The following is a 16,549-nucleotide window of genomic DNA, read 5'->3' on the forward strand; positions in this document are numbered from 1 at the left end:
ACGCGAGTGACCGCGCTTGGGCACTATCACCCACGCCCGCTACTGGCTGATAGCATCAGTTCGATGAACCCCCACGCGGGAGCTTGCGGTGCTTTGTGTGAACGAGTACTGCCGGCCAATGTTGCCGTTGGCAGTCAAACGAAAGCCGTAATTCGAGCGGCTGGTACGCTCGGGAACCAGCCCGATTCCCCATACGAGCATATCAAGCTCAGTTTCAGGCCGCGTCAGCTATGGCTGGAGTCTATGTGGAAACGCGTAAACAAGCAGCTATGTCGAAACGGAATCTAACGTCTGCGCGGTCGAAGTTCCGGATTCACGGTCGGACGCAACAACAAGATCAATAAAAAGCTCCTCTGGAGAATTGCCTTCATCAGCCCCCGGCTCCAATGATTTTGATGGCGCGATCCATCGCGCCGGTCCCGTGTCTGTGTGTGAAGCAGCACGACGAGCGAAGAATTCCAAGAAGCCATTGGAATGGCGACTCGCAGCGTTTCGCAAATGGAAACTCTGCCGTTACTCATGAAACTCAGTTGGGCATTCCCGACGTCGCTCGAATGCGAGTTCATCGGCGGCTCTAGCTCACTCGACTGTTAAGGATTTGGTGGACGGTCGCTCCGCTGCCTTTTTCCGACTGTGTTCGACGAGGCTCTGCTGCTCGACGTAAGACAGCAATTTCACGGTCGCATCTCAAGGTGGTACAACCATTTTCCCTACTTCCATCCGACAGGCTGCCCTGTCCAGCGATCTAAATTGTCACTCCATTGAGAATGGCTGCACAGGTACTATTCTCTAATGCACAACATTATTTGGGCGGTGGATCGACGATATTTGTCTGGATGGGCTACCGGCTATTCGATTACAGAACGCTTGATCAGCCGACACTTGCGTGACGATGGAGTTGTTAAATGCACAAGAGAGCTCGTGCTGCTTCTCACGGATTGCGTACTTTAGTCTGGAATGATTCGGAGTATCGAGGTGCAGGCCGGTGTTACTGGCGTGCATGCCAGCAGGCTATGACATGAGCTTGTTACTCTGATTAAGGACACTGCGCCAACCAACTTATCCAATTGCGACCTGCACGATTCACAGCATATTGACCGCGCCCATAAGACTTTGCTCGCCTCTCTAGAGGAACAGGGAGATTTGGAATACTATTGATGACGACGAGTCTGCCGTCGTGTCCATGGAAATTTGAAGACGTAGGTCGTCAAACATTGTGTCGTTCCGTTGCTAGTCCAAAGTAAGCGTTCACAAAACGCGTTTAGAGGTGTTACCGGCTTTATTGACGCGATTGGCAAGGTTGAACCTGCACCGGTACAAGTGGCAAATGGGAAGCTATCGTTTCAGATGCCAGACGAAATTCTGCGATAAGTCAGAGCCGATGATTCCGTTGCCTGCGGCTTAGGGGCTTGAAGTAGTTTTCCGGGAGTCAGCAGTGTAAACCTAGCTCTCCGGGGAAACTGTGACCTGTCATCTGTTGCTCGGATGTGGATCTTTCGAGCGCAATGAAGCAGTGCATACGCCGAATTGCTTATTCGAAGGCGCACTAGAGGTCCGTCGCTCCGAGCTAGAAGTTTTTAGAGATTTACCTGCACCCGCTTATGTTTCGAAGAACTGCCACTGGTGCGGCGCAAATGTTCTGGTCTGCGGCTTAGGGTGATGTCGGCGAGCGCGCACAATCGGCCAATAGTTGCCATTCGCGCAACACCTAGAGCCGCAATTTCAACGGCCGGTTCAATTCGGTAACCTGCCGGAGGGCCGATGGAAACATGTCGACGTTGTCACCCATTCGGCAATCGAGGCTCAGACGATTGATTCAGTGAAAGATACGACGCTGATATCCGTATCTAAAAAGGTTCGAAGCATACCTATCACCGATTCGGCAAAGGTCGCTCCATGATCCACATCAACGGCGCGTACTCCGCCTGATTGCGCCATGTCGGGCCGCAGCAACGAGCAGTGTTCGATTCCTCTCACATGTGGATCGTTTTACATAGGTCAACGACACGTCATCACCTACAGTTCGAAGCCGCAGTCAACGCACTGGCGAAAGTGAACCGTTCGTAAAATGTTTAGGTTACCTTGATGAAGTTTCAGGCGGGAGGAGACCGTGGCATCTCATTCGACCAGTCTGTACAGCAGCAAAGTCAATTTTCCTGACGGCATCGCCTTCAAAGATCTTCCTCCCTTGCTCGCTTTCGGTAGTCCCGATGTGCGCGGTCCGATGGCCAGCGACGGCCTGCCCGATCTGTTGCGTGACGTCGATTTCATAAGGGATGAAGCGTTTCAGTTGCGCCTCGAGGACGGTGGCGCGCCGATCAATGTGGATTCCGTTTCAGTCGACGTTCCGGTGATGCCCGACGAGCATGCCGTCGTGCTCGTCGAGCGCGACGGAGCGTACACCTGGCGCTATCCGCGCGACGACGGTGGGCCGCTCGGCACGCGTAGCGGAGCGCACCTACGCTTCGATCTCGACCCGGCGTCGGCGTCCGAACCAGACGCTCCCGCGCCCGGCACGCGCGGCATTGCTCAGGACATGATCGCGGACTGGCTCGGCAAAGCCGTGCGTGTCTACATCCTGCGCTTCGCGGCGCGCATCGCCGTTAAGCACGCGGCAAGCTTGCTGGAACCGGATGTCCCGCAGGCGCTCGTCCCGATCACGGGAATGGAAGCGGCGGACTGGGTCCCTAGGCCAGTGCACGCGACCGACAAACCCTTGCGCAGGATTCTCCTTCTGCTGCACGGAACGTTCTCCAGCACGCGAGGCAGCTTCGGTGCGCTGGCGGTCACGGAGAGCGGCCGGGGTTTTCTAGCGGCGGCGCAGGCCCGCTACGACCTCGTGCTCGGTTTCGATCATCGGACGCTCACGCAGGATCCGTTGCAGAATGCCGAGGCTCTGGCGCAGGCTCTCGGGACGCTGGCGCTCAGTCCGGACGCGGAGTTTGACGCGATTGCCTTCAGCCGCGGCGGACTGGTACTACGCTGCTTCATCGAACAGGTGATGTCCGCGCGGCTGCCGGAACTAAGGGCGCGCCGCGCCGTGTTCATCGGCTGCACCAATGGCGGGACTAACCTCGCGCAACCGCGGAACTGGAAGCGGATGCTCGATCTCTATACGAATTTGACTCTGGCTGGAACTCGTGCGCTCGGCATGCTTCCGGGACTGGGGACCGGCGCGGCGATCGTCGGCCAAACGATGAAGTGCATCAGCGCCTTCGTTCAGGATATCGCAACGATGGCTATCGATGAATCGCGCGTACCCGGCATTGCGGCCATGCGGCCGGACGGCCAACTGGTGCGCCAGCTCAATGATGCGGCCGTGGGTAACACCGATAGCGAACATCCGAAGTACTTCTGGGCAGGAGTGTCTTTCGATGTTCAGCAGGGGGGCGCGCCCGGCATCGTCTCCGGATTCCACGACTATCTGATGTACCACGCCGCGAGCCAGATGTTCCAGGAGCCGAACGATCTAGTGGTCGATTGCGCGATGATGCGCAACTTCGGCAGCCACATGGACTGGGTGACCGACCAACGCGATCTATCGTCGATGGATCGTCTCTATCACACGATCTATTTCACGTCGCCCGAGCTGCATGACTGTCTTGGCGAATGGCTACTCGATCGTAGCGATGTGTTCCTCCGGTTGCGTAGCAGTTTTCTGCTCGTTGACGGAGAGTCGCGCATCGGCGACACCCTGGGGCAGTTGGGCGACGATCCGCTCGCACCGGTCGTTGTGCTGGAGCGCCGCGGCGTCAGCATTCACTATCATCTGCGACGCGCCGACGAGCTGCGAGCTGCCTTGGCGGCGCTCGATCCGAATTCCGACGAGGATATCAACGCAGCGCTTAGGCTGACCTCGAATATCGACACGCAGGTCGACGCCGACGAATTCGAGATATCGCATCGTGGCGACTTATGGAAAATCAGCAATGAGAGCACGCCCCGCGCGAGCAAGAGCGCCTCGGTCGCGCGCGCCGTCGTGCTCGAGCACGGCGAGCTGATCGGCGTCGTTCCCGATCCCCACTGGTCGGACGCGTTGCGGACTTATAGGCAATCGTTTGCGTTGGTGAGGGGCGTGCCGTTGGGAGCGTCAGATGTCTTTGTTGCGGGCGCACAAGTCGGCGCGATGGGTCACACCGGCGCTGACGAACTCTTTGGCGACGACGATGCTGAGGTTACGCAACGTCGCGCGCCCGCGCTCGCGGCTCCTGCGCCCGCTGCGCGTACTGATTCGTTCCAATGTCACTTCGAGGCGGAAATGCCGTCTCGGCCGCAGCTCGGCGATACGGTGAACGTGGTATTTCAGCTGTCCCGCGAAGAGCGCAGCTTTCAACCAGGCACGGCGCACCGCGGAGGGCAGGCACCGGTCGAGGCAGATGTGCCGATCTGCGTCACGGCGCGTGCTATTCACAACTGCAAGATCGAAGGTGAAGCGCTGCATGAAGTGTCGGCACCCGAACCGGGGCAACCGCGCATCGTACAGTTTCAGGTGCGCGGACTGACCGAAGGACCGGCGGAGGTGTGGCTTTCGGCGGCGCAGGACAATCGCAAGCTCATCACCATTCCGCTCAATCCGAGCTTCGTCGCCGATACCGAAGTCATGGCGGTGCAGGCCGATGCGAACCTCGGCGGAGACGAAGGCGGCTTGATCGACCTGCGCATTCGCGATACGAGCGCGAACGACGATGGCAATGTGAGGCTCGAGTACGATCTCAGCTCCGACGATCTCCAGTTCATGCTGTTCGGGCAGTCTGTCGAACTGAACTCGCAGAAGCGCTCCGCTTATATCAAGGGCATTTACAGGGACATCGAAAGCTTTCTACAGCAAGCCGCCTATTCGAGCCAGGCAGATCCGTCACGGGCCGCAGAGTTCATGAGGAATTTCGAGCAAAACCTGCGCCTAAGGGGCGCGGCCTTGTGCGATCAGTTGGTCCCCAAGGAGGTGCGCAAGGAACTCTGGACCGCCCACATGCAAAAGAAGATCGGCGCTGTGCGCGTGTTCACGAAGGAGCCGTCGATCCCCTGGGAGATGCTCTATCTGCGCGACCCCGAGCAGCATGCGCCGATCACGGACGGATGCTTTCTCGCTGAACTCGGATTGCTGCGCTGGAGCGCACCGCTCGGCTATCCGCCCTCGCACGTACCGATCGATTGCGATCTCGCGTATTACTTGATTCCCGAGTATGACGGTGCATGGAACCTTCCGGGGACCTCGAACGACCGGCAACTGCTGACGCATCACTTCGATGCAAAGCCGCTCGAAGCGACCACCGCGCGCATGCTCGAACTGTTCGGGTCGGGGCGCTTCGATCTGTTCCATGCCGGCTGTCACGGCGAGGCGATTCAGGGCAGCCCATGGGAAGGAGGACTGTTGCTTAATCCGAGAGGCTTGGGGGGGGCGCCCGAGTACTTGCGTGAATTCCACTTGCAGGGACATACAGGAAATCGCCCGTTGGTCTTCCTGAACGCATGCCAGATAGGTGTTCCCAACGAGGGCATGACGGGAGCGGCCGGTCTCGGCATCGCTTTTTTGAGCGCCTGCAAGGCGGCGATTCTGGTTGCTCCAATGTGGTCCGTGCGCGACGGTACCGCATCGCTGTTTGCGCATCGTTTCTATGACAGGCTGGTCGCTGGGGAGTCGCTCGTGGCCGCCGTTCGGCACGCTCGCAAGGCAGCCAAGGAAGCGGGAGATCCCAGTTGGCTGGCGTACTCCGTGTGGGGTCACCCTTACGCGCGCATCAAGTTGAAACGTGCCTGGACCGCACGCGCGCCGGCGCTGGAGACGATGCGCCCGGACCTTACCTGAAGCACGTCTTGCGTGGCGCGACGCGCTTTCTTGCCCGGCCAAGCCGGGCGACACGTCGCAGCTTTGTACGCGTGAAAGCGTGGTCCCGATCGAATCCGGAGATAGACATGTCCACGATAGTCAACGAAGGTTCCGCGGGTGTGCGGGAGCCGGGCAGCGGCGACGCCAGTACCGCGACAGCGTTCATGGCGTCGGATCTGCCCTGTGCGCGGGTCGACGCGCAGGGCGTCGTCATCGAGGCCAATACCTCACTCAGGCAGATGATGCCGGATCTCGTCGGTAGCACGCTGAGCGATTCCTTCGATATCGACCACGACTTCTTGCAGAGCCTCGACACGGGTGCGGCTGGCGCTTGCGGCGCTTATCGAATCCCCACCGGCGAGCCGATGCCTGTGATCATGCAGGTCGTCTGCAGGGTGCAGGAGACCGGCGCCTCGCTTGTCACGGTCACGGACTGCGCGCCGCTCCGGAAAGCCGAGTCGGTGCGTTTCAACAAGACGCCCTACACCGTCATGCGCGTAAGCGGCGACGGCATTATCCGCTTCGCAAACGACGAAGGATTGAAGGCGCTGGGCCGGGACGTCTCCGAAGTCATAGGGCATCCTTTGCAGGAGTTCGTTGTCGCAGCGGACAAATCGTCCGTCGCGTCGACGCTCGCGGCATGTATTCGCGAGACGAGTCCCAAAACCTTGAACACGCAGATCTTGAAGCCACCCGGTAGTCAGGTCGAGATGGAAAACGCGGCGCTGGTCTTCACGCCCGACATGACGCTTTCGCGGCAGAGCGTCGGCGCGGTGGTGGTCATTGAGGCGTCGATCATCAAGCGCGTGCGTGCAGACATCGCGAAGATTGCACTCGATCCGTGCAACAAGGACTGGCGCAGCCGTCTTGGCATGATCCTCGATGCGATCCAGCCCGCGATTAAGTTCGATCATGCGATCTTCGGGGTCTATGCCAAGAACCTCGAGCTGTTCAAGGCCGTCGCGGTCTATCCGCACGACGACACACTGTGGCCCGAGCGCTGGCTTGAGCTCGAGCCAGGCTTTGTAAAGAAGTTCATCGACGAGGGCGAGTACGCGATCGGCCGGATTTCGGAGTGGGTCGAGAAGCATCCGGCTCTGCTGCACAACGAGGTGACCAAGGCTTATACGGACGCAAAGATTGAGTCCTCGGTCACGCTTGTCGTGAACGGACCGGATGGCGCGACCTCGGCGCTGTCTCTGTGCGCGAAGGAACTTGACCGGTACACGATGGCGGATTACAACGTACTGCACGATCTCAACCTTGACCCGATCCTGCTGCGCTGCGAAGACCAGCTCAGGCAGGAGTCCGTTTCGTTTGCCGAGGAGATCAAGCTCATCGTCGCAAAGTCCACAGACTTGATACAGGGGGCGCAGCGGGTGGTAGAAAGGATCAGGGGGCGGCTGAACTGGGATCTCGCGGCGGTCTATCAGGTCGACCGGCTGAAAAAATGCTTCCATCTAATCGCGCAATCGCCGAAGGTCGACGAGACCGGCAAGCCGATCGAACTCGAAGAAGACCGGCCGTTCGGCGACGGCGGCATACTCGACAGCACCCTTTCGAAGAACGAAATGCGGATCGTCAACGGCGTGGGCAAGCTCGGCGTCGAGCAGTATCGCTACCGCCCCCGGCACTCGTCGGTGCAATCAGTGATGACCATTCCAATTTCGTTGAGCGGGCGTGTCGGGTGGATATTCCTCGTTGAGTCGAACAAGATGAAGGCGTTCCTCGGTCCGGACCGTACCTCGCTCGAGCAACTCAAGAACGACCTCGAAAGCGGATTGCAGGACCGCCTACATTCGGATCTGAATGATGAACTTATGCGTGCTTCGGAGCGCGGCATCGTACTGGTGGGCGCGGATGGCGTGATACTCGACCGCAATCCCGCCGCGGAGCAGATGCTCGCACTCGTCGATACTCCTCTCGGCGATCCCACGCCGCTTTGGGACTACGCGTACAACGATCATGCTCGCTCCGTTTTGAAGGGTTCGGTAAACACGTTGCACCGGCGCATCGAACTGATCGCGAACGACGGGTCGTCGCGACTCGTGCTCGCTTCGCGTTCGGAGTTTCACGATAGCTTCAACACGTTCATCTGGTTCTTCACGGACCTGAGGAAGCTCGCATGGAGCAGGGACCTGCGCTTCCTGCGCGAGACCGTCACGGAAATCGCGCAGCAGACGCGCGCGCCGATCTCGATCGCGTCGACCCTGTTCAGGGAACTCGTGAAGCGTCCCACGACCGAAGGCGCGCCAACGTCCGACGGCAGCGCCGAGGAGCGCTTCCTGACGCTGTGCAAGCGGCTTTCCTCGGAGTTATGCAAGGCCGACATCACCTACGAGCGCCTCGCCGAAGCGGTGTCGGTGCGCCAGAATCCTATGCGAATGTGCGAGCCGGTCGACCTCATGACATGTGTCGACAACATCGTCGAGTCATTGCCAGAGCGCGACCGGCGCGTGATAGAACGCTCCGGGGACGATGGCCCGTTCATGGTTCAGGGCGACGAGGAGCGGCTCTCCTTCATCATCCGCTCGATTCTCGGCTATCTGCTTTTGACACGGCCAATCGACGACACCCGAGTTCATCTTTCGCTGCGCCTGCAGACATCCAGCCGCTACGAAGGACCCGTGGTGCGCATCAAGCTGTCCTTTTCCAAGGAATCGCAAGCGCTGCGTCCGGGCGTGGAGAGCGCAGGCAACAGCGCGGATCCGTTGCAGTTCGTGTTCGACAGCGCGCGCGACGATGCACGTCTCGCGATGTCGACCATTCGCGCCGTGATCAACGCGCACAAGGGCGTGTTCGTCACCGAGCCGAAGGACATCCGCGACGGCGACATGTCGCGTCCGGTGACTTCCTTCAAGATCCAGCTCCTCAGCGCGTAGGAAGACGATCATGCCGACTTCCAAACTCCTGCTGCTGACGAACGACGGCTCGCTCATGGAGCTGATCGACTCCCGCGTAGAAGCGCTGAAGAACCTGAAGGACAGCTTCCCGGAAGTCGGCGAATATTCCGATGGAACGATCGACATCCGAGCTTCGCTCCAGGATGGGAAGGCATATCTGTGTAGCGCTGCACGCAACGATGCCTTGCCGGTGCTGATCATTATCGATCCGCGCGTGTCCATTGCCGACGATCTCCTGATGCAGAGTCGTGGCGACAACGTCAACGCCTTTCTCGCCTCGCTAAGTGAGGACTATCCTCACATACCCGTTCTAGTTGCCGCTGCCGCTCCCCCGGAAGAGGTGCAGCGCAAGGTGTTGAGCCGGTCACGGACGGGCCTCTGGCTGCTGGGATCCGTGGATCCCGATGATCCTCACGGCGATGGTTTTGCCGAGACGCTCGCGGGAATTGCCACGGCGAGCGTGCAGATTCCGCTGCGCTATACGATCGCGGTAGGAGACCAGGCGGCGCGCTATTTCGTGGAGCGTGGGAAATACCGCGTCGCAAGGTCGACGGCGATCGCGTATGAAAGCAAGGACGAGATCCAGTATGTGCTCGGCACTATCCGGCGATACTCGTCGATCAACGACAGGACGAGTTTCGGTAACGATTGGGAGCTCTTGCTTAATCTGGGAAAGACCCTGTACGGGCTTCTCATCAAGAATACAGTCGGCCCGCAAATCTCGGAGATCCTAAAGCTGCGCCGAGGCGCTGCGAGATCGCAGTCGCCGAAGATCGATCTTCGTTTCGAGATCAAGGTCGGAAGCCCGGAACAAGAAGAGATGTTCAACCTGCCGTTCGAGTTTATCAACGATGTCTCGGACAGAAAATGTTTCTGTTCCCGCATTCCCATGGCGAGGCGCCTCAACCTCGGATTCCGGTCGCAGCCGAAAGCCGCCTTGTCTGATGGGGCAGGATCCGGCTTAGACGGCCGGACCGACTACCGCGTGCTGTTCATGCGCAGCGAGGTTCACGGCACGACCACGGTGAAGCTCGATTCCGGAAACAAGTTACGTGAGTTCGCTTTTGCCAAGTTGCGCAGCCCGAAAAAAGAGCTAGATTCTCTGAACGCGTGCACGCAGCCCGGCGGAGAGCGCCGCATTTCGACGCTGACGGTCGTGGGATCCGAGAATTATCTGTCGGGCGGCGCGGCGCTCGCGGAAGAACTACGTCAGCGTCTGACGAAGGGCGGTTTCGATATCTTTCACTTCTCGGGGCACTCTATTGTTTATCCGCAGGAGGGCGTGCCCTATCTGATATTGCCTGACAGACCGCATTCCGCGCTGGCGGTTCCGATTACTTGCGTCGCCGGATGGCTCAACGAAGGGGGCTGCAAGTTCATGGTGCTGTCTTCTTGCGAAGGCGTCTCGATTGTAACGGCAATCGAGACGATGAAGGGCGGCGCCGAGGGTGTGGTGGGATTCCGCTGGAAAGTCGACGACGAACTTTGCGCCGGATTCTTTGATCGCTTCTATCAGGCTTATTTCCGGCAGGGCAATTCGTTTGCCGAATCGTTCCGCGAAGCGTGCACCGATGTTAAATCAGAACAAATGTTGATTCCGACGCTGGCTTCCGCGATGGCGGTGTTGCGTGACTGATTTACTGCGGGCTTCGTACGGCTTCCCTATTTAGACGGACGACCGGAAGACACCCGAGAGAGAAGGATGGCGGCGCTCAGCATTATCGATGTTCTTATGCGCGTCTTAGCGAGGCCGGCGCGACATGGCTTATCGCGACAGTGCCGGTTCGCGTTTGTTGCGTTCTCCAAGCGGCACTGCATTGGTCACGAAACGCAGGGCAACGACTAGACCCGACTATTTCGACTGGGGCACCGACGTAGGAAGCAACGACGGCGAAATCCATGTCATGTCGACCGCTGAGGATCGAATCTTTCAAAGTGACCATGCCCCAGAAACGGCTCCTTCGTCGTCAACTTCTCTGTCATTCGCTGAAGCTCAACGAGACATTCGCGGGCGCGTAGGTCCGAACGTCAGGAAAGCAATGTGAACCTGCCTCACAATCAGCGATGACTGAACGTCAGCTCAGGCCGAACTGTACTCGACAGTCCTCGCGCGGATCTCCGATGCGCTACCGTCAATCGGATGACGGCTCTGCGGAGCGGGCTGGCGGAAACAACTCGGCCGCTCCGCCAGAAAGAGACGCGACGGAAAGTGGCCGCACGAATGCGCATGCAACATCATGTCGTGCGGCCAGCCTTGACTGCGCTAGAGTTCAGTCTGTTCCGAAATCTCAAGCGCGTCATCGACTTCGATACCAAGGTATTTGATTGTGCTTTCAATCTTGCTATGGCCGAGCAGCAACTGGACGGCCCGCAGTTTCTTCGTGCGTTTGTAGATCAACGTCGCCTTCGTCCGGCGCATCGAATGTGTGCCGTAGACTGTCGGATCAAGCCCTGCTGCGCCCACCCATCGACTTATCATCCGGGCGTATTGCCGGGTAGAAAGATGCGGAGACGTCGACAGTCGACTCGGGAAGAGGTACTGCTCCGACCGTAGCGCGGCCTTGTCGAGCCACGCGCGGACTGCAGAGCGGGTCGGCTCAGTCAGTTCGAATTGCACGGGACGCTGTGTCTTTCGCTGAACGACTTGCGCCCGCGGTAAGACCTGATTGACGTGGGTGACATCGCGAACTCGCAGACTCACGAGATCGCAGCCACGGAGTTTGCAGTCGATCGCGAGGTTGAACAAGGCAAGATCGCGGACAGCATGAGCGTTCTGAAGGTGGATCCGAATGGCCCAAACGTCTTTAGGCCTGAGGGGTGGTTTCTGGCCTACCAGCTTGCCTTTGTTCCACGCTTCACGCGATTGTTCGGTCTTCATGGCAGACTCCCACAGGAAGGATGGGAGTTTCATTGTGAAGCTGCTGCACTCTCGCGAATGTTCACAATCGTGGCGATTGTTGCAGTCGGCGCCTTCTCAACCATCGTGACTCGGTGGCCCATTCAGGTCGAAGTTTGACCAAATGACCGGCGGAGGCGTTTCGGCCATGGTCGGTGCTCGCCGTTCAGCCGCCATGCGGCTGTACTACGCCGCTTTGCTGACGTTCGCGATGACATGCGGTCGAACGTCGGCTTGCCGTAACGGCGGATGAGTCTTGACGGCCATAAGCGGTCGTTCGACATCTGTATAGGAATCGTCGACAATCGCCGCAAAGACACTCTCGCCTCAGCTTAAGGACGTTGATCGATGTTGTTCGGTACGAAATCTGAGTTTGCGATAGAGGCCATGATCGAGCCCGGTCTGGTACCTCCCTCCGCGGTCTATGGACGAATGCGCGTATGGTGTGAAAATACGTCGCTCGGGGATTTTTCTAATCCGCGGTGCTCTTTGTATCCGGCCTATCTCGGCTTTAAACGACTCGGAGAAGTACTTCCGAATCTATGGTTGGACGACCTGAGCGATCTGAGCGATGAGGGAATGGTAGATTGTCTGGATCGGCTCCTGTATGGCGCACGAGGCCATCATGTTCTTGAAGAGGATGATCGTACGGCCGTAGAGTGCGAACTCGATTGGGATAAGTATGGGATTTTCAACTTCTTAACGAATTGGGGCGAGCAGTTCGATCGCGAGCCCAAGTCGTTTATCGTTTGCCCACCCGGACAACACGTAAAGGTTCTCGTCCGCACATACGATGTGGACAAGGTTTTATCGTTACGCGCATCGGTTTCAGCCACCACAGATGCTATTCGCCTGTACCTTAAATGGTTCGACGATTCGGCGGTGTCCCTTTTTGGTGCGGCGGGCTAAAGCTGAAAGCAGCGAATGACCGCATTGAAGCCTGCGGAAGGACCGCTCAGGGTCGGGATATGCTTCCTGCATAATACGCACACCCGACACAACTTCTGTAGAAGGCTCTCATGCAGATCGGAAAATAGAACGCACGTCGTGGGCAATGCGATCAAGGCTGCCAGCCTCAAGTTTCAATGTTGCTTTGAGAGTGTCGTCGCCAGAATTTGCGCTCATCTCTACGTAAGCGCGCAGAAATGGACGTCTGGAACTCTTTGATCTGAGCGTGCAGGCTATGTCCACTGTTTTCGAATCAGTGGACACCTTTCATGACAGAAGAACACTCAGAAACGACTGGGCTGAAGGTCGTCAACGTCGGTCGGGACGGCAAGCGCAGATATGACCGGCAAACCAAACAGAAGTTGGTGGAAGCGTGTCTTGAGCCGAGTGCTTCGGTCGCCGGGCTCGCACTCAAGCACGGGGTCAACGCCAACTTGCTGCGCAAGTGGATCAAGCTGCATCAGCAGCGAGTGGCTGGCACATCCTTACAGCCGGCGCCGATCGGCACAGCTTTCGTTCCGGTAGTCGAAGTCGATAGTCACGAAACCGTGGTTGCACCCGAATCCGCGAAGGCACATCGGCGCACCCCCGCAGCAAGGGCGTCGTCGCCCGCGATGACTTCGGCGCGGTTGATGGTGCAGATGCCCAACGGCGTCACACTCCGGTTTGAATGCAGCGGCAATGACGCGCCGTTGCTATCGGCCATGATCGAGACGCTGGGACGGTGCGATGTTCCGCCTGGACGATGAACTGAAGGTCTATGTGCATCGTGACGCCGTTGACTTCCGCAAGAGCATCAACGGTCTCGCCGCCATCGTCGAGCAGTCAATGAAGCTCGATCCATTCGCGCGTGCGGTTTATGTGTTCAGCAATCAGCGGCGCGACCGCATCAAGATGCTACTGTGGGACGGTAACGGCTTCTGGCTTCTCATGAAGCGGCTCGAGCAGGACCGCTTCGTATGGCCGCGCAAGGAGGCGGTGCTCATGCTGCGAACAGAGCAACTTCACTGGCTACTGGAGGGCATCGACATCGAAGCGATGCGCGCGCATCCGAGGCGCTATTATCAGCGCGTGACCTGAAACGCGAACCAGCATCGCTGGTCTAATTCAGTGATGCCGCCACCATCCTCATCCTCTACCGACGAACTGCAGGCGCTGCGCGCAGAACTCGCTGCCATGAAGAGCGAGTTGCGTGTGGTGACAGTCGAACGCGATTTGCTGCGAGAGAAGCTTAAGGCCTATCAGCGGCAACTGTTTGCCTCCAGGAGCGAAGTGCGCGGTGCTGAGCAACGGGACCTCTTCCTGAATGAAGCAGAAGCGCTCGCAACAGGATGCGAACCAGCGCAAGAGACCGGAACGGAACATAGCGTCGAAGTCGGCGCGCATGAACGCAAGAAGCGTGGGCGTAAACCGTTGGACCCAATGCTGCCTCGCGAGGTCGTGCGCCATGAGTTGCCCGAATCAGAACGCGTCTGCTCACACGACGGCCACGCACTGGTCGAGATCGGCGCCGAGATCAGCGAGCAACTCGATATCGTGCCGCAGCAGGTCCGCGTCATTCAGCACCAGCGGATCAAATACGCATGCCCTTGCTGCGACCTTGGCATCAAGGTGACGCCGGCACCTTCGCGCATCATCCCGAAGGGCTTACTCACTGAATCAGCGCTTGCATGGGTGGTTGTGAGTAAGTTCGCTGACGCGCTGCCGCTGTACCGGATTGCCGCGTTGCTGCACCGTTTCGGTGGCGATCTCTCGCGCGGCACGCTGGCAGCAAGCGTAGTGCGCGTCGGCATGGCAGTGCAGCCGCTGATTAACCTGATGCGCGACCACCTCCTCGAGGCCGACATCGTCTACGGCGATGAAACGACGGTGCAGGTACTAAAAGAACCAGGCCGTGCTGCACAACGCAAGAGCTACATGTGGGCGCAGATGAACGGTACGGGACCACCAGTGCGAATGTTCAGCTACAGTCCCACGCGCAGCGCGGCGCAGGCCGCCGTGCTCTATGCTGGCATCAAACCCGGCGCGGTATTGATGAGCGACGGCTACGAGCCGTACAACGAAATCGCCCGAACAAACCAGCTGGTACACATCGGATGTTGGGCGCACGCGCGACGTTATATGATTGAGGCCGAAGAGGACCTTCCGAAGGTACAGCGCGGCGGCAATCATCCGGTGAGCGAATTCATTCGCCTGATCGGCCAGCTGTTTGCCGTTGAGGCACGATCTGAAGACATGACGCCGGAGCAGCGCCAGCAACTCAGACAGGCCAAAAGTCAGCCAGTTCTTGATCAGATCGAGGCACTGTTATCGCGTCATCTGAACACGGTGCTGCCGCAAAGCGGGTTCGGCAAAGCGCTTCAATATCTGCGAGGCCAGTGGCCCAAGCTCGTTCGCTACGTCGGCAACGGAGCGTGGCCCATCTCGAACAACCCGTGTGAGAACGCGATCAGACCGTTCACGGTTGGACGCCGGAACTGGCTCTTCAGTGACACCGTCGCCGGCGCAAACGCCGCCGCCAACCTGTATTCGCTCGTGCAAACATGCAAAGCCAACAGCATTGAGCCGTACCAATACCTCATCGCGTTGTTCAAAGGTCTGCCGCACGCACACACCGCCGACGACTACGAGGCTTTGCTGCCCTGGCGACTGAATCCAAGCGTGGCCTGACGCATGTCGCATGGCAATGCGCAAGGGACGCCGTCTAATGCGCGCTTACATCTCTACAACTAACGTCACATTCCCTAGAGAAGTGATTGTTGCTCCAAATGACAGGTCACCGTCGATCGCATGCCAATCCTTCGAGCCGCTCCAGCCAGTCCACGACGTTGCCATGTCATCAAACAGCGTTGTCGGCGGACCGATAACGTAAGTGGACGCAAGAACTTCGCCTGAAAACGGGGCCGCCGAAATCTTGGCCAGAAACAGAACCTCGTCGGCGTTCCGGCTATGCGGTGACAACGTCAGCACTGTCTGGGAGTCGCAAGATTTAATTTCGATGACGTTCATTTACATCGCCCCGTCGATAAGTGGCGTTACCCTAGCATGAACGGCTGTTTCCGGAGAATCTCAAGGTCCGCTCAGGGTCGAGAGTTCGCGTTCGCTGAACGCCTCCTGAGTTTTTCGCGGTCGTGCACGTCCGAACGACAAGAAAGCAACCTGAAGCGGCCTTACAAACGGTGAGCCTGAATGTCAGCTAAGGCCGAAGACAAGTCCATAGACGAAGGCTCGGTATGGCCGTTCCACTCGGATACCCGCCGTTGGAATCGCGACCATCCGACCGTCAGCAACGGGTCGAGACTACGCGTCCGCTGACGCTAATTGAGTCATTCGCGGTCATGCACGTCCGAACGACAAGAAAGTGACCTGGAGCGGCCTTACGAGCGGTGAGCTTGAATGTCAGCTGAGGCCGATCAGCGAACATAGCTTGCGACGGCGGAAAGGGCGGCGGAACGAGTCGAGATACGACCGCTGGACATAAAATCCGTTGCGGGCACACATGCCTCGACCTTGCGGCCAACGCCTTCGTGGGTTGCCGCGAAAGTACCGGCGAAAGTGTGACACAGGGGTGAGCCTTTTCGTGGACGCTTGGGACGTCGATACGTTAAAAGGGGGACGTTGTGTTTTGCGAAACCTTTCTTGTGCTCCTGCGAACAGCTTTTTTTCGCTTCCGATTGACTCGCTCGGCCGTATTCTCGATTGCTCTTTGTGGCAGCCGCATGCGTGCGTTAAGGTCGCTACTGAAGGGGCGATAGGTCCCAAACTTGTGGTGCGTGTTGAGGCCGACCGCTCGAATCAAGTGGTCAGCCATTTTTGCTTCCTGCGAGCAGACGCTGGCCAAGGATCAGTACTAGGTAGTGTGTCAACAGTGTTCGACGCGCCACGTTCGCGATTTTGAGTGAGTGACAAGTCGTGGTACAACAAGATTTCGTGTCAGGCATCGTGTCGTTGACGCGTAACATCAAACTAGGACAA

General features: G+C 58.4%; 9 protein-coding genes. 7 read left to right on the plus strand and 2 right to left on the minus strand.

What is annotated here, in order from left to right:
- Positions 1–2,110 precede the first annotated feature (2,110 nt).
- The 3 genes from G3O01_RS00510 to G3O01_RS00520 all read left to right on the plus strand — a co-directional run bounded on the left by G3O01_RS00510 (position 2,111) and on the right by G3O01_RS00520 (position 10,366).
- Positions 2,111–5,806 carry a CHAT domain-containing protein gene (locus G3O01_RS00510; protein ID WP_205802482.1) on the plus strand — a complete coding sequence of 1,232 codons (3,696 nt, stop codon included), beginning with the start codon at positions 2,111–2,113 and terminating at the stop codon, positions 5,804–5,806.
- Between the two features lie 185 nt (positions 5,807–5,991).
- Positions 5,992–8,709, plus strand: a complete 2,718-nt coding sequence (locus tag G3O01_RS00515) for a PAS domain-containing protein (protein WP_205802483.1) — start codon at positions 5,992–5,994, stop codon at positions 8,707–8,709.
- A gap of 10 nt (positions 8,710–8,719) precedes the next feature.
- Positions 8,720–10,366 (plus strand): CHAT domain-containing protein, encoded by a 1,647-nt coding sequence (locus tag G3O01_RS00520; RefSeq protein ID WP_205802484.1) that lies wholly within the window; start codon positions 8,720–8,722, stop codon positions 10,364–10,366.
- Positions 10,367–10,993: 627 nt separating this feature from the next.
- Here G3O01_RS00520 and G3O01_RS00525 read toward each other — a convergent pair.
- The gene (locus tag G3O01_RS00525) at positions 10,994–11,608 is read right to left on the minus strand and encodes a tyrosine-type recombinase/integrase (RefSeq protein ID WP_205802485.1); all 615 of its coding nucleotides are present in this window, start codon (positions 11,606–11,608) and stop codon (positions 10,994–10,996) included.
- A 366-nt stretch (positions 11,609–11,974) separates the two neighbouring features.
- Here G3O01_RS00525 and G3O01_RS00530 point away from each other — a divergent pair, with 366 nt between their 5' ends.
- The 4 genes from G3O01_RS00530 (at position 11,975) to G3O01_RS00545 (ending at position 15,244) form a co-directional block, all read left to right on the plus strand.
- The gene (locus G3O01_RS00530; protein ID WP_205802486.1) at positions 11,975–12,535 is read left to right on the plus strand and encodes a hypothetical protein; all 561 of its coding nucleotides are present in this window, start codon (positions 11,975–11,977) and stop codon (positions 12,533–12,535) included.
- Positions 12,536–12,843: 308 nt separating this feature from the next.
- Positions 12,844–13,323: a transposase gene (locus G3O01_RS00535; protein ID WP_205802487.1), complete on the plus strand. Its 480-nt coding sequence runs from the start codon at positions 12,844–12,846 to the stop codon at positions 13,321–13,323.
- On the plus strand, positions 13,304–13,654 hold the full coding sequence (gene tnpB / locus G3O01_RS00540) for an IS66 family insertion sequence element accessory protein TnpB (RefSeq protein WP_205802488.1): 351 nt from the start codon (positions 13,304–13,306) through the stop codon (positions 13,652–13,654). Before G3O01_RS00535 ends, tnpB begins: the two co-directional genes overlap by 20 nt.
- A gap of 33 nt (positions 13,655–13,687) precedes the next feature.
- The gene (locus tag G3O01_RS00545; RefSeq protein ID WP_205802489.1) at positions 13,688–15,244 is read left to right on the plus strand and encodes an IS66 family transposase; all 1,557 of its coding nucleotides are present in this window, start codon (positions 13,688–13,690) and stop codon (positions 15,242–15,244) included.
- A gap of 45 nt (positions 15,245–15,289) precedes the next feature.
- Here G3O01_RS00545 and G3O01_RS00550 read toward each other — a convergent pair whose 3' ends face one another.
- Positions 15,290–15,583, minus strand: a complete 294-nt coding sequence (locus tag G3O01_RS00550) for a DUF6228 family protein (protein WP_205802490.1) — start codon at positions 15,581–15,583, stop codon at positions 15,290–15,292.
- Between the last annotated feature and the right edge of the window lie 966 nt (positions 15,584–16,549).

Origin of the sequence: Burkholderia sp. Ac-20365 (assembly GCF_017104715.1) — a bacterium.
GTDB lineage: Bacteria > Pseudomonadota > Gammaproteobacteria > Burkholderiales > Burkholderiaceae > Paraburkholderia.

Excerpts from the sequence above, each read along its gene's own strand:
- G3O01_RS00515 (WP_205802483.1), top strand. The coding sequence starts at position 5,992 with ATGGCGTCGGATCTGCCCTGTGCGCGGGTCGACGCGCAGGGCGTCGTC.
- G3O01_RS00520 (WP_205802484.1), top strand. The coding sequence starts at position 8,720 with ATGCCGACTTCCAAACTCCTGCTGCTGACGAACGACGGCTCGCTCATG.
- G3O01_RS00525 (WP_205802485.1), bottom strand. The coding sequence starts at position 11,608 with ATGAAGACCGAACAATCGCGTGAAGCGTGGAACAAAGGCAAGCTGGTA.
- G3O01_RS00530 (WP_205802486.1), top strand. The coding sequence starts at position 11,975 with ATGTTGTTCGGTACGAAATCTGAGTTTGCGATAGAGGCCATGATCGAG.
- G3O01_RS00535 (WP_205802487.1), top strand. The coding sequence starts at position 12,844 with ATGACAGAAGAACACTCAGAAACGACTGGGCTGAAGGTCGTCAACGTC.
- tnpB (WP_205802488.1), top strand. The coding sequence starts at position 13,304 with ATGTTCCGCCTGGACGATGAACTGAAGGTCTATGTGCATCGTGACGCC.
- G3O01_RS00545 (WP_205802489.1), top strand. The coding sequence starts at position 13,688 with ATGCCGCCACCATCCTCATCCTCTACCGACGAACTGCAGGCGCTGCGC.
- G3O01_RS00550 (WP_205802490.1), bottom strand. The coding sequence starts at position 15,583 with ATGAACGTCATCGAAATTAAATCTTGCGACTCCCAGACAGTGCTGACG.